We start from the raw sequence: 13,146 nt of genomic DNA on the forward strand, positions 1-13,146 counted from the left end.
GCCTCCTCAGCGACGTCGCCGCAGGTTTTGCAGCGTGAAGAAACCGTCGTCGAGACCGACGTTAAACTCAAGTTGCTGATATTCCACCTCGGTGTACTGACCTGCTTTGTTCAGCGGCGTCAGCGTCATCGTGGCGGGCAAGGCGGTGCCGCCAAAATCGGTCACATTGGAGAACGTCATCACGCGCATCTGTTCGCCGTCTTCATCGAAGTAGCGTTGTTCCAGCGGCAGCAAGCTGGCCTTATCGATCAGCAAGGTCATGGCGCCCCAGACGGTTACGGTGTTTTCGAAGGGCGTTAATTGCAGCTCATAGGTGTCGGCGGTTTCGCGCAAAGAGACGTCGTATTCTTCGGACCAGGAGGTGTCGCGCATCAGGTCGTCGTTGGTGAAATCTGAGCCCATCCAGGAGCCCATCATCATCGACGGTGGCACCTTCACCACCTTGTTGATCTTAGGCAGGAAATTCCACATCTCGGTGTCGCGCTGCAGCGTTGCCACACCGCGTTCACGCACCGGTTCGAGCACCTTTACCAACGCATAATCCAGACCCAGCGACCAGCTTTCCAGTTGCATGGCGCGTTGGTAATCCGGCGTCACCACCGTCATGGTCATGATGGCGTGGGCGGAATCCTGCTGGTAGAGCGTGTCCATGCGATCCAGCAACTCGGTGGCACTCGGGGTTTCTACGGCGTGAACCGGCATGACCATCATCACGACCAGCAAACTCAGCATCAACGGCTTCATTCGATCTCCCTGAATAACGCAGCGAGCCGTCAGACTAGCACGACGCCCGAGTCAATTTAATGATCAACGTCAGCCGATTGATTAACCCGCCGACCAAGCACCAAAGCGACTTTAAAACGCCATCGGCAAAAGGCATGATTCGGGCTTCGTTCAGCGGTTGAGGAGCCGCCATGCCGTCCGCCCCCCGTTTTGCTGGCAACCGCTTAAGCGCCACCAATCCCCGTGTCTTGTCGGTGCTGGCCGTCCTGTTCGGACTGTTGCTGCCACTGGCATTAGCGCCTTTTTATCTGTGGCCACTGGCCTGGCTGAGCATCGCCGGTTATTTCTGGGTGGTGCATCAGGCGCGCAGCTCCCGGCAGGCGTTCTGGCTGGGTTTGTGTTTTGGCGCGGGCCTGTTCGGCCTGGGCATTTCCTGGGTCTATGCCTCGATGCGCACCGTCCATACGGGCGTTGCCCTGTCGGTGTTGATGACCACGGCCTTCTGTTTGGGTTTTGCCTTGCTCTCGGCCCTTCAAGCCTGGCTGTATCACCGCTTTCTCGCCGGTCGTCGCGGTGCTCTGACGCTGGGTGCGCCTGCGCTGTGGGTGATGTTCGAGTGGCTGCGCTCCTGGTTGTTTACCGGCATGCCTTGGTTGTTGGCGGGCTATGCGCACACCGGCACCTGGTTCGGGCAACTGTCGTCGCTGGTCAGTGTTTACGGGTTGAGTTTGGCGCTGGCGCTAGCCGCGGCACAGCTCACCCGCCTGGTCGCCGCCGGGCGTGCCGCGCGCTGGGGAATGATCAGCGCAGTCCTAGCAACACTGCTCGGTTTTGGCGCCGGTGCACTCTGGCCGGCCGATCACTGGACCACCGCCTCCGATCGCATTCGTGCCGTCGCGGTTCAGTCCAACATTGCCCAGACCGACAAGTGGCGCTCAGACATGCTGCGTCCGACGCTCGATTTTTACGGTCGTCAGGCCGGTCTGCACGCCGATGTCGATCTGATGCTGTGGCCAGAGGCGGCACTGACCGCACGCCCGGAACGTCTGTCGACCTATTTAAGTCAACTGGATCAGTTGGGTTTAGACCGAAACCAGGGCATCGTCACCGGTATCATCAACAGCGAAGACGGCCGCTTCTTTAACACCCTGCTCGGCTTCGGTACCGCGTCGGGCGAATACCGCAAACAGCACCTGGTGCCCTTCGGCGAATACCTGCCGTTCGACGCCCAACTGCGCGGTCTGATCAACTTTTTCAGCATTCCGATGTCGACCATGTCACCGGCGCAAACCCCACAGCGCACCATGCCCTGGAATTATGCGGGCCAGACCCGTCAGTTGGCGCCGGTCATCTGCTATGAAGCCGCCTATCCGGGCCTGGTACGCCAACTGGCGCGCGATTCCGATTTGCTGATCATGGTCAGCAACGATGCCTGGTTTGGCGATTCACTGGCGCCCCATCAGCATTTGCAGATCACCCGGATGCGCGCCATCGAAAACGGCCGCGACATTGTGCGCGCCACTCAGAACGGCATTTCCGCGCTGATCGACGCCCGGGGTCGCATTGTGCAGCGCAGCGCTCAGTTTGAAATTGCCGCCGTCAAAGGCGATGTTCAGCTGCGCCAGGGCATCACGCCCTATCAACGCTTTGGCGGGCAGGCCTGGTTGTTGTTGCCAGTTCTAATGCTGGTGTTGTGTCGCTGGCCAGCCAAACGCACGGACAGCGTCTGAAACTTTTTGTGCCAGGCCCGAGATAGCGGCCTGGCGCGTTCATTTCCCCGCCCGAAACGTGTAGAATCGCCCGGATTTTATCGGCCGTCGGCGATCTTCGATCGTGACTCCGTAAAAACACCCGAAAAAAGAGGCGTAAGGGAACTCCGAAACGCCCGGCGTCCTCACTGACGCTTTTACGTTGCAAAATCTCGAGCGTGCCATTTCAGTTGAGCCGTGCCCGGCGGTCTGCTTTCGCTTTGGCGATCAGATCTGGCTGCCACCGGCCTGGATATCAGCGCACGCCCATTACAGCGGCCAGCCGCCGAAGAGCGGCGGTCAACCCAAGAATGTGGGAGGGTTAATGAGTTCCATCATTGACGTCAGCGGCGTTTCGAAAGCTTTCGGCGCGCTGCAAGTCATCAACGACTGTTCAATCAGCGTTGAGAAAGGTTCCATCACCGGTTTGATCGGCCCCAACGGCGCTGGTAAATCGACTCTGTTTAATCTCATCGCCGGCACGTTTCCGATCGACAGCGGTCGCATCATGCTCGATGGCGAAGACATCACCAACCTGCCGTCTCAGCAATTGTTCGGCAAAGGCCTGTTGCGGACTTTCCAGATTGCCCAGGAATTCAGTCATCTGAGTGCTCTGGAAAACCTGATGATGGTGCCGCCGGAACAACCGGGCGAGAACATCTTTAATACCTGGTTCCGTCCGGGCCTGGTGGCCGCTCGTGAAGCGGAAGTGCGCCAGAAAGCCATTGAGGTGATCGACTTTATTGGTTTAAGCCACGTGCGTAACGAGCTGGCCGGCAACCTCTCCGGTGGTCAGAAGAAACTGCTGGAACTGGGTCGCACCATGATGGTCGATGCCAAGGTGGTGTTGCTCGATGAAATCGCCGCTGGTGTGAACCGGACTCTGCTCAAAGATCTGGTGCGCAATATCCAGCGTCTGAATGAAGAGATGGGTTACACCTTCCTGGTGATCGAGCACGACATGGACATGATCGCCGAGCTGTGTGATCCGGTCATCGTACTGGCGCAAGGCAGTGTGATGGTTGAAGGCACCATCGAGGAAATTCAGAACAACCCCGCCGTTATCGAAGCCTATTTCGGCAGCGACCCGAGCGAGACCGGAGCATCCAATGGCACTGCTTGAAACCCATGACATCTACGCCGGTTACGGCGGTATGAACATTCTCAATGGCGTCAAGATGAGCATCGAACAGGATGAGATCGGCGTCATTGTCGGCCCCAACGGCGCCGGTAAATCGACCACGCTGAAAGCCATATTCGGCCTGCTCAACATCAGTGAAGGCAGCATTACCCTGCGCGGTGACGACATCACCAACAACGCCCCCGATGCGCTGGTGCGCAAAGGCATGGCGTTCGTGCCGCAGGAACACAATGTGTTCGTCAGCCTGAGCGTGGAAGAGAACCTGGAAATGGGCGCCTTCACGCGCAAAGACGACTACAGCTATATGCTCGAACGCGTCTACTCCTTCTTCCCCGACTTAAAGGACAAACGCCGCCAACCGGCCGGTGAGCTTTCTGGCGGTCAGCGTCAGATGGTGGCCATGGGCCGCGCTCTGATGGTCGAGCCCAGTCTGCTGTTGCTGGACGAACCGACCGCCGGTTTGTCACCGCTCTATATGAACGAAATTTTCGAGCGTGTGATCGCCGTTAACGAAAGCGGCGTCGGTGTGCTGATGGTGGAACAAAACGCCAAACAGGCACTGCGCATTGCGCACAAGGGGTTCGTATTGGCCGCCGGCCAGAACCGTTACACAGACACCGGCGCCAATTTGCTCGCCGATCCGGAAGTGGCAAAAAGCTTCCTGGGTGGTTGAGGTTACAAGGAGTCCGTTTTGAACGAGCTGATTTTCTTTATCAATTTCGTGCTGATTTCCGGAGCCGTGATCGGTTCCATCTACGCCATCGGCGCAATCGGCGTCACGCTGATTTTTGGCATTCTGCGCTTCGCACACTTTGCCCACGCCGACATGATGACCATGGGCACCTTTATCGTGCTGATCCTGACCGCGCTGTTCCCGGCAGTAGGCCCGGCCATTGGGCTGCCCACGGCTTTCGTGATGATGCCGGTCGCGATGGCCGCCACAGCGGTGATCGCCATTGGTCTCGATAAAGCCTTTTACAAACCACTGCGTGACAACAACGTCAAGCCAGTGGTGATGGTGATGGCGTCCGTCGGTGTCACCCTAATGCTGCAAGGCCTGATTCGTTTCTTCGCCGGTACCGGCACTCAGAGCCTGTACATTGACGACCGCAAAAGCATTTTCAGTTTTAACCTGAGCGACGCATCAGAAAGCATCGTGGTCACCGAGCCGCAGATTCTGCTGTTCCTGTTTACGATCTTTGCCGTCGTGGCGCTGCACATCTTCCTCAACCGCACCCGTTTGGGTAAGGCCATGCGCGCCATGTCCGACAACCCCGATCTGGCTCGCGTATCTGGCATCAACACCAACACCGTCGTCGGTGTTACCTGGGTGATTGCCGGTGCGCTGGCGTGTGCGGCCGGTACCTTGCTGTCGCTCGACGTCACTCTGAAACCCGACCTCTCCTTTATGATTTTGCTGCCTATTTTCGCTGCCGCCATCGTCGGTGGTGTGGGTCATCCCTATGGCGCTTTGGTCGGCGGTTTTGTGGTGGGCTTTGCCGAAACGCTGGCGGTGTTCAATTGGGCCATCTTGTTGCGTCCACTGGAAACCGCCTTCGGTTGGGATTTACCCGCCGATCTATCGTTCGTGCCGACTGAATACAAAATCACCATTCCGTTCTTCATTCTGGTCGCGATTCTCGTGTGGCGCCCGACCGGCATCCTGAAAGGGAAGGTCCTGTAATGAATCAATCTGAAAAGAACCTTTATCTGTTTGGTGGCCTGGCTCTGATTCTGGTGCTGGTGTTCGCCTTTATGGGCGCGCCGTTCAGCATTCGTCTGTTAGCTGAAGCCGCCTGCTACGCCATCCTCGCACTGGGCTTGACCATTCAGTGGGGCTACGCGGGATTGTTCAACGCCGGTATCATGGGTTTTGTCGCCCTGGGCGGTTATATGTCGGTGTTGCTCGGCTTCCCGATCAACGACGATTTCTGGGCCACGGATCTGCCCGGTCAACTGGGCGGCGTGCTCTTAAAAGCCGCGCTGGTCGTGGCAGTGGTCGTCGGCCTGACGCAGCTGAAGCGCTTCGGTGCACCGAAAAAACTCGGCGCCTGGCTGGGCATTGTTGTTGGCCTGCTGGGTTACCTGTGGATCAAAGTCTCGCTCGACCCGGTCGCATCGGCCATTGAATCCGAAGCCGGCTTTATTGGCGGTCTGGGTTTGCCGGTCTGGCTGGGCTGGTTGGTCGGCGGCGCTTTGGCGGGTGCGGTGGCTTACTTTATCGGCCATATCTGCCTGGGTTTGCGTTCGGACTATCTGGCCATCGCCACCCTCGGCATTGCCGAAATCATTAAGGCGTTTTTGAAAAACGCCGACTGGCTGACTCGCGGCACCTTAACTGTATCACCCATTCCCTGGCCGGTTCCTGGCCCGGCGGACATTGGTTTTATTGGTGCGCGTGCCGCCTACCTGTCGCTGACGGCCGTCATCATTGCCGCCCTGTTCTTCCTGTTGCACCGGGCTTACAACGCACCCTGGGGTCGGACCATGCGCTCGATTCGCGACAACGAACTGTCGTCATCGGCCATGGGTAAAGACGTCAACGGTCGTCGTCTGGAAGTCTTCATTTTCGGTTCGGTGTTGATGGGCATTGGCGGTGCAGCCTTGATCACCTTCAATGGCATTTTCGATCCCAGCGGGTTCCTGCCGTTGAACCACACCTTTTTGATTTGGGTGATGGTGATTCTGGGTGGTCCGGGTAATAACCTGGGTACGCTCTTTGGCGCTGTCTTCGTATACGTCGTCTGGACCATGTCAGAACCCGTTGCGCTGCTGTTGCTCGATGTGGTGCGCAATCTGGGCGACGCCTGGTTTGGCTGGCAGGCACCGAGCGATCTCGACAGCAGAGCATTGCAAGCCCGCGTCTTTGTCATCGGCCTGATCATTTCCATGGTACTGCGTTACGCACCGAAAGGGTTGATTCCCGAGCAGGTCAAACACCACACCTGATCGGCCATCACCGATAAAAAAAGCCACCTTCGGGTGGCTTTTTTTATGCTGGGTAATTATTCAGCCAGAGGGTCGGAGGGTGATTCCAAAGCCAGTGGCAACGGGTTAATAACCTTCGAACCGCGAGAACATCGCCACCCTATATTGCTGCTGTCGCCGCTGTTTCGTGCCAAGGCCATCGACAACCCCAGATGAAATTACCGCCATAAAAAAAACCGGCGCGATGCCGGCTTTTTCTGTAAAGCAGTTCGCGTTGATCAGTTACCCGCGCGGCCTACTTCTACGAAACGACCATTCTCGACGGTCATTTCAACGATCACACCCGGTACGTCACCGTTGGCATCGAACTCGTGGGAGCCAGTGGCACCTTCGTAGTTGATGTCAGCGCCTTCGGCCAGCAGAGCTTTGGCTTTTTCCCACTCGCCCGGCAGGATCACTTCACCCGGAGCAGTGGCGATGTCGCGCAGTGCAGCAACCAGACCATCGCGGCTGTTGCCGTTTTTCTCGATGGCCAGCGCCAGCATGAAGGCAGCATCATAAGCCTGACCGGCGAAGACTGAGTTCGGATCGAAACCCGCTTCTTCAGCCTGAGCGGCGAACAGGTCAGCACCCGGCAGTTCCGGAGTACCCGGACGAGTCGCGATCATGCCAGCCAGTACGTCAGCACCAACCGCAGTTACCAGAGCGTCACCGACCATGCCGTCAGCACCGACGTAAGTGCTGAATGCACCACTTTCGTAGGCTTGACGCAGGATGGTCTGACCAGAGCCGTCGGCGTAAGCCAGTACGACCAGGTTTTCAGAACCGCTGCCGGTCAGAGAACCGATTTCAGCGCGGTAGTCGGCTTTACCGTCTTCGTGAGCCAGGTTGGCAGTCACTTCACCACCGTTAGCTTCGAAAGCAGAAGCAAAAGCGTCAGCCAGACCTTTACCGTAGTCGTTGTTGACGTAGGTAACGGCGGCATCTTCGATGCCTTTGCTGATCAGCAATTGAGCCAGGACTTCGCCCTGATAGGCATCAGACGGCGGCGTGCGGTATACCAGATCGTTGTCGTCCAGAGTGGTCAGCGCCGGCGAAGTAGAAGCCGGAGAAATCATCACCACATTGGCCGGAACGGCAACTTGGTTCGCCGCAGCGATGGTCGCGCCGGAGCACAGAGCACCAACGATGGCAGTCACACCTTCGGTGTTAACCAGACGGTCAGCGCCGCTGACAGCAACAGAAGAGTCGGCACACGACGTGTCGGCACTCGGAATCAGCAGTGTTTCGCCATCGAGGATACCGCCTTGGGCATTCACCTGAGCCACAGCCAGTTCAGCGCCGGAAAAAATCGGCGGTGTCAGGCTTTCAATCGGACCAGTGAATCCACCCAGAAAGCCAATTTTGACTTCTTGCGGACGTGATTGCTGGACGAAAACGACGGCCAGAACAATCACTACGGCGACCACAATGGCGCCAATGGTAAGTTTTTTATTCATGAGTCTCTCTCGCAAAAGGTTGGTCATTCCCTAGAGGTTACCTAAGGGACGGACCCCGCCATGTTGCGGAGTTTTGTAAAGAAAAACAAGGGGGCTGGCGGCTCTAGCACGGGCTTCGTGCACAGTTTTAACGATGTCTACGAAGCCCGTCGCATTCTCTTTGCAAAACAATGCTTAGGTGCAAAAACGCTAATGCACAAAAACACCCTGCTGCAAAAATTCAATCACCAGAGCGCGCACTTCTCGATCTCTCATAATAAAGGTGTGGCCTGCGTCAACCAGACGGAAGCCATCGGCTTCGTTCAGACGAGCACTGTCGACCGAGACTTTGCCATCGTGTTCACCATCGAACAGAAAATTAAACCAGGGATCACTGGAGCGCGTGCCGGTGATGATGCCGGTACGCGTCTCGATGGGCGCCAGACGATTCACCAGAGCGGTTTTATCGGTTGCCAGTGCGCCAGCGGCCGGCCCCATCAGCCACTGAAACCAGCGTTGATCACCAAACGCATCAACAATCTCACTGCCATGATTAGGCGGGCTGAGCATGACCAGCCGACCGTCACCGGGCAACGCCCGATACTGCAATAAATAACGCGCTAAAATGCCACCCATTGAATGCGTCACCAGATGCACGCGCTGATAGCCCGCCTGCTCCAGTCCATCGAGCGCGTTGGCAGCATAACCCGACAGCTGCGGCAAACTTTGTTGCCGGCTGGGATACGCCTGATTACAGGTGGCGAAACCGGCATCGCGCAGATCACCGGCCAAGGCATTCATTGATCCTTCACCACGTCCCAGCCCGTGCAGCAATAACACGACTTCCTCACCCTCGCCTTCAGGCTCACACAATTCATCCTGCGGCGGCACCCAATAGGCGGCGTCGATGCGCGCTTCACCCGCGTTAATGCGCCAATCCAGATGCGGCCCGGTCGACCGACCGGTGCTGCCCACGGCCCCAATCACATCGCCTTGCACAACCTGTGTGCCAACGCTCACATCGAGGCGCGATAAATGCAAAAAGGTCGACGATAAACCGGCACCGTGATTGAGCATGATGGTGCCGCCGCTGAAATACATATCCGGTTCAGCCAGGGTGATCACGCCATCGGCTGGCGCGCGCACGGGCGTCCCGGTTGGGCGCGCCAGATCAACACCCCAATGCGGTTGGCGCGGCTCACCATTCAAAATGCGCTGACTGCCATAGACGCCGGAGATTCGGCCTCGCACGGGCCAGATAAAGGGTTGTCGCCAGGCATTGCTGTCAATGTATTGTTGCCGCGCCAGAGCCGCGCGTTCGGCATCAGCAAGGATGCGATCGATCACTTCTGGCGGAGGCTCAACTCGATTCGGGTCTAAGCCATCGATGCGTTGAACATTAAAATCACGCCGATCGATCTCGGGCTCGAAATGCTGAATATCACCACTGGCGAGGGTGATGCTTAATTGCTGCGGACCTTCGCTGTCGCGCTCGAAAGGCAACAAGTAATAACCGTCGCCATCGACATCGATTTCAACACCATTAAACACCACTCGACTGAAGGGTTCGGTATGGCCAATAAAATAACCGCCACTCACCCATTGGCCATAACCCGATGGCCATTGCGCCGCCGAAACCACCAGAGAACAACCCCAAATCATGACGCAGCTCAGTAACCGAGCCATACCTTTCACACCTGCGCTCTTATACACTTCGGGCACAACTTCCCCTTATTGTTTTATGTGGTGACCTGCTTGACGTTGAAGACTCCCATCCTGGTGATCAATTCCGGTTCGTCCTCGTTGAAATTTTCGTTATTCAGCGGCGCGTCGGAAACAACAAACGACACTGAATTGCTCAGCGGTTTGGCTGAACGACTGGGCACACCCGAGGCGGTTTTAACATGGCAGGACGCTTCTGGAAAGCAACGCCAATCGCTGGAGGGCGAAGGTCATGAAGCCGCACTTGCCGCGATCGGCAAACGCCTTAACGCCGACTATGGCACGCCTGCGGCCATCGGTCATCGGGTGGTTCATGGGGGTGAAGCCTTCAGTCAATCGGTGGTGATTGATGACGCCGTTATCGACGGCATCGACGCCTGCGCAAGCCTGGCGCCGCTGCATAATCCACCGGCATTGCTCGGCATTAAGGCTTTACAATCGCTTTACCCCGAGGTGCCCCAGGTGGCGGTGTTCGATACCGCCTTTCACCAGACATTGGCACCAGCGGCGTTTCTCTATGCAGTGCCTAAAGACTGGTACACCGAGCTGGGTGTGCGCCGTTATGGCTTTCATGGCACCAGCCATCGTTATGTCGCCGGTCAGGCGGTGGCGCAATTGCAATTGGACCCGAATGATCACGGCGTCATCAGCGCGCATCTGGGCAACGGTTGCAGCGCCACCGCCGTCCGTAATGGTCGCGCCGTCGACACCACCATGGGGCTGACGCCACTGGAAGGCCTGGTGATGGGCACGCGTTCAGGCGATGTCGACCCGGGTTTGCACGCCTATCTGGCTGACCGGCTCGAGTTATCGCTCGACGACATTAACGAAGCACTGAATCGTCAATCTGGTTTACTGGGATTGTCCGGTCTGTCCAACGACATGCGCACCCTGATTGAAGCGGCTGACACCGGCAACAACGATGCGCGCCTGGCCATCGATGTGTTCTGTTTCCGCTTGGCACGAAAAATCGGCGGTCTGGCGATGAGCCTGTCGCGGCTGGATGCGTTGGTCTTCACCGGCGGCATTGGCGAAAACGCAGCGGTTATTCGCAGTCAGGTGCTCGGTCATCTGAGTCTGCTGGGGTTCGATTGCGATGAAGCCGCCAACCTAAAACCGGGCGAGCATGCGCGCATCACCCGACCTGATTCAACCGCAGCACTGGTGATCCCGACTCGCGAAGAATGGATGATCGCCCAAGACACGCGCCGCCTGACGGAGGTTCTCTGACCTATGCAACACAGCTTTTTTGTCACCGCTACCGGCACCGGCACGGGGTTAACGTCGGTTTGTCTGGGCCTGGTTCGCGCGCTTGAGCAGCGCGGCGTTAAGGTTGCTTTTTGCAAACCCATCGCCCAAACACAAGCGCGCGAAGACGGTCCGGAACGATCGACGCACCTGGTCAAAGCCACGCTGGGTTTGGAGCCGGCGCAACCCTTAACGCTGGGTTATGCGCAACAGCAACTGGCGGAAGATCGCACCGATGCGTTGATGGAAGAAGTGATCCACGTTTACCAGCAATCAGCGGGCGATGCCGATGTCGTCATTGTTGAAGGTCTGGTGCCGGTTGCAGATGAAAGTTACATCGGCAAACTCAATGTGAACCTGGCGCGAGCGCTGGATGCCGACGTTATTCTGGTGGGCGCGCGCAACGACGACGACTGGTCAACCCTGGCTGAACGCATTCGCATGACCGCCAGCTTGTTTGGCGGGACACGCAACGATCGGGTGCTCGGCTGCATTCTCAACAAAGTGGGCGCCCCCAGCGAAGAAAGCCAGCAGGTATTGGCCGGTGAAGACCCGCCGGAACCGGCAAGCGCGGCCGATGTTCGCGTCACTGCCCGGTCGTTGAATGTGTTCAACGATCAATTCCTTTGCCTGGGCACCATCTTGTGGGACCCGTTGTTGGTCGCGCCACGGGCGTTGGACATTCAACGCCACCTGCAAGCGGACTTACTCTACGAAGGCCAACTGGCCGAGCGCCGCGTGCAGACCATCACCGTTTGCGCGCGCACCATGCGCAACATGCTGCACACCCTGCGCGCGGGAACCTTAGTGGTCACCCCCGGAGACCGCGAAGACATTCTGCTGGCCAGTTGCATGGCGGCACTGAACGGCGTGCCGCTATCCGGATTGGTCTTTACCGGTGGCATCCAACCGGATCCGGCCGTATTGGAATTGTGCCAGGCCGCATTTAAAACCGGCTTACCGGTGATGCAGGTACCGACCAATACCTTCACCACCGCTCAACAATTAAATGCGTTAAACACCGAAGTGCCGACCGATGATATTGAACGGATGGAAGCGGTGATGAATGCCGTCGCCGGCGATCTGGAAAGCGACTGGTTGCTGGAACGCACTCGCCTGGATATGGAAAAACGCTTGTCGCCACCGGCGTTTCGACACCGATTGGTGCAACAGGCACGCGCGGCCAATAAACGCATTGTGCTGCCAGAGGGAGAAGAACCCCGCACGGTTCAGGCCGCCGTGCAATGTCACCGCAAAGGTATGGCTCGCTGTGTGTTGCTCGGTCGCCCAGAGGAAGTGCAACGCGTCGCTGCCAGTCAGAATCTGACCTTGCCGGACGATCTGGAAATCATCGATCCGGAAGCCGTGCGCGAACACTACATCGCGCCGATGGTCGAGCTGCGTAAACACAAAGGCTTGAGTGAACCAATGGCCGAAGCACAGCTGGAAGACACCGTGGTGCTGGCGACCATGATGCTGGCACAAGATGAAGTCGATGGTCTGGTCTCGGGTGCCGTGCATACTACCGCCAACACCATTCGTCCAGCGTTGCAGTTGATCAAAACCAAGCCGGATGCGGCGCTGGTGTCGTCGGTGTTCTTTATGTTGCTGCCCGATCAGGCCGTGGTTTATGGCGACTGTGCCGTTAACCCCGACCCCAACGCCAGTGAACTGGCCGACATTGCCATTCAGTCCGGCGATTCGGCGCGTGCGTTCGGCATTGAACCGCGCATCGCCATGATCAGTTACTCCACCGGCGAATCCGGCGCAGGCAGCGATGTCGAGAAAGTGCGTGAGGCCACAAAACTCGCGCAGCAAAAACGCCCGGACCTGCTGATCGACGGCCCGTTGCAATACGATGCCGCGAGCACTCCGAGCGTTGCCAAAGGCAAGGCGCCGAACAGCAAGGTGGCGGGTCGTGCTAACGTCTTCGTGTTCCCCGACCTGAACACCGGCAACACCACCTACAAGGCGGTGCAACGCAGTGCCAATGTGGTCAGCATCGGTCCGATGTTGCAGGGTTTGCGCAAACCGGTGAACGATTTATCGCGCGGTGCCGGTGTTGAAGACATTATCTACACCATTGCGCTAACCGCGGTTCAGGCGGCGCAAAACCCGGAGTAACGGCTAACTTCTTAAGTACTTGCTGAAACGGCAG

Annotated in this window: 10 protein-coding genes; 7 read left to right on the forward strand and 3 right to left on the reverse strand. The window is 57.7% G+C overall.

The features are described from left to right. Nucleotides 1-6: 6 nt before the first annotated feature. On the reverse strand, nt 7-744 hold the full coding sequence (locus tag BGP77_RS15785) for an outer membrane lipoprotein-sorting protein (RefSeq protein WP_108165667.1): 738 nt from the start codon (nt 742-744) through the stop codon (nt 7-9). Nucleotides 745-914: 170 nt separating this feature from the next. Between BGP77_RS15785 and lnt the strand changes: the two genes are divergently transcribed. The 5 genes from lnt (at nt 915) to BGP77_RS15810 (ending at nt 6,561) form a co-directional block, all read left to right on the forward strand. After that, entirely contained in the window at nt 915-2,453 is a 1,539-nt protein-coding gene (gene lnt, locus BGP77_RS15790) for an apolipoprotein N-acyltransferase (RefSeq protein WP_108165668.1), read from the forward strand. A 343-nt stretch (nt 2,454-2,796) separates the two neighbouring features. Continuing rightward, nucleotides 2,797-3,594 (forward strand): ABC transporter ATP-binding protein, encoded by a 798-nt coding sequence (locus BGP77_RS15795; protein WP_108166006.1) that lies wholly within the window; start codon nt 2,797-2,799, stop codon nt 3,592-3,594. After that, nucleotides 3,581-4,285 carry an ABC transporter ATP-binding protein gene (locus tag BGP77_RS15800; RefSeq protein ID WP_108165669.1) on the forward strand — a complete coding sequence of 235 codons (705 nt, stop codon included), beginning with the start codon at nt 3,581-3,583 and terminating at the stop codon, nt 4,283-4,285. Before BGP77_RS15795 ends, BGP77_RS15800 begins: the two co-directional genes overlap by 14 nt. Nucleotides 4,286-4,303: 18 nt before the next feature. Further along, nucleotides 4,304-5,296 carry a branched-chain amino acid ABC transporter permease gene (locus BGP77_RS15805; RefSeq protein ID WP_108165670.1) on the forward strand — a complete coding sequence of 331 codons (993 nt, stop codon included), beginning with the start codon at nt 4,304-4,306 and terminating at the stop codon, nt 5,294-5,296. After that, nucleotides 5,296-6,561 carry a branched-chain amino acid ABC transporter permease gene (locus tag BGP77_RS15810; protein WP_108165671.1) on the forward strand — a complete coding sequence of 422 codons (1,266 nt, stop codon included), beginning with the start codon at nt 5,296-5,298 and terminating at the stop codon, nt 6,559-6,561. Before BGP77_RS15805 ends, BGP77_RS15810 begins: the two co-directional genes overlap by 1 nt. 257 nt (nt 6,562-6,818) lie before the next feature. Here the strand turns inward: BGP77_RS15810 and BGP77_RS15815 are convergent, their stop codons facing one another. Both BGP77_RS15815 and BGP77_RS15820 read right to left on the reverse strand, forming a co-directional pair. Beyond that, a complete protein-coding gene (locus BGP77_RS15815) occupies nt 6,819-8,039 on the reverse strand; it encodes an ABC transporter substrate-binding protein (protein ID WP_108165672.1) in 1,221 nt (406 codons plus the stop codon). A 189-nt stretch (nt 8,040-8,228) separates the two neighbouring features. Beyond that, entirely contained in the window at nt 8,229-9,704 is a 1,476-nt protein-coding gene (locus BGP77_RS15820; protein ID WP_108166007.1) for a peptidoglycan DD-metalloendopeptidase family protein, read from the reverse strand. 69 nt (nt 9,705-9,773) lie between these two features. On the opposite strand from BGP77_RS15820, the gene BGP77_RS15825 reads away from it, so the two are divergent. Together BGP77_RS15825 and pta are read left to right on the forward strand one after the other, a co-directional pair. After that, nucleotides 9,774-10,970, forward strand: coding sequence for an acetate kinase (locus tag BGP77_RS15825; protein ID WP_108166008.1), 1,197 nt, complete (start codon nt 9,774-9,776; stop codon nt 10,968-10,970). A 3-nt stretch (nt 10,971-10,973) separates the two neighbouring features. Beyond that, nucleotides 10,974-13,112: a phosphate acetyltransferase gene (gene pta / locus BGP77_RS15830; RefSeq protein ID WP_108165673.1), complete on the forward strand. Its 2,139-nt coding sequence runs from the start codon at nt 10,974-10,976 to the stop codon at nt 13,110-13,112. Nucleotides 13,113-13,146: the final 34 nt, after the last annotated feature.

Origin of the sequence: Saccharospirillum sp. MSK14-1, from assembly GCF_003054965.1 — a bacterium.
Lineage (GTDB): Bacteria > Pseudomonadota > Gammaproteobacteria > Pseudomonadales > Natronospirillaceae > Saccharospirillum.

Coding starts and splice junctions, on each gene's coding strand:
- BGP77_RS15810 (WP_108165671.1), top strand. CDS start 5,296: ATGAATCAATCTGAAAAGAACCTTTATCTGTTTGGTGGCCTGGCTCTG.
- BGP77_RS15820 (WP_108166007.1), bottom strand. CDS start 9,704: ATGGCTCGGTTACTGAGCTGCGTCATGATTTGGGGTTGTTCTCTGGTG.
- pta (WP_108165673.1), top strand. CDS start 10,974: ATGCAACACAGCTTTTTTGTCACCGCTACCGGCACCGGCACGGGGTTA.
- BGP77_RS15815 (WP_108165672.1), bottom strand. CDS start 8,039: ATGAATAAAAAACTTACCATTGGCGCCATTGTGGTCGCCGTAGTGATT.
- BGP77_RS15795 (WP_108166006.1), top strand. CDS start 2,797: ATGAGTTCCATCATTGACGTCAGCGGCGTTTCGAAAGCTTTCGGCGCG.
- BGP77_RS15785 (WP_108165667.1), bottom strand. CDS start 744: ATGAAGCCGTTGATGCTGAGTTTGCTGGTCGTGATGATGGTCATGCCG.
- BGP77_RS15800 (WP_108165669.1), top strand. CDS start 3,581: ATGGCACTGCTTGAAACCCATGACATCTACGCCGGTTACGGCGGTATG.
- lnt (WP_108165668.1), top strand. CDS start 915: ATGCCGTCCGCCCCCCGTTTTGCTGGCAACCGCTTAAGCGCCACCAAT.